This window comes from Alkalihalophilus lindianensis, assembly GCF_032843265.1.
Classification (GTDB): Bacteria; Bacillota; Bacilli; order Bacillales; family Bacillaceae_D; genus Alkalihalophilus; species Alkalihalophilus lindianensis.
Genome location: NZ_JAWJBA010000162.1, coordinates 1 through 301, shown reverse-complemented (window position 1 = coordinate 301; position 301 = coordinate 1). Strand labels below are relative to the sequence as shown.

The following is a 301-nucleotide window of genomic DNA, read 5'->3' as shown; positions in this document are numbered from 1 at the left end:
GGACTGTTTTTCTTTGGGCACACCAGATTCCAACAGGGATTCCAATGATAATCGTAAGCAATCCTGATAATAAAACAATGGCAATCGTTTGAATACCGGAGTCCCAATAGCCAAGATTATCGATTAGAAGTAAGCTCAGGAGCGTAAAAATTCCTAATGGCCATCTGCTGGTGTAAACCACCAATAATGTTAAGACGATAATTAAAACGAGGGGAGGCCCGGCACTTAATACATCTGCGATGATAGTTAACATACTCTCAATGGCGGTAGTTAATAAGGTAAAAAATCCGGCAAAGGCAAC

The 301-nt window shown here is 40.9% G+C and carries 1 protein-coding gene; it reads right to left on the bottom strand.

Features of this window, described 5'->3' with window-relative positions; all coding sequences use genetic code 11:
- A partial coding sequence (locus tag RYX56_RS21775; protein ID WP_500660616.1) for an ABC transporter permease family protein occupies positions 1-301 on the bottom strand: 301 nt, incomplete at both ends.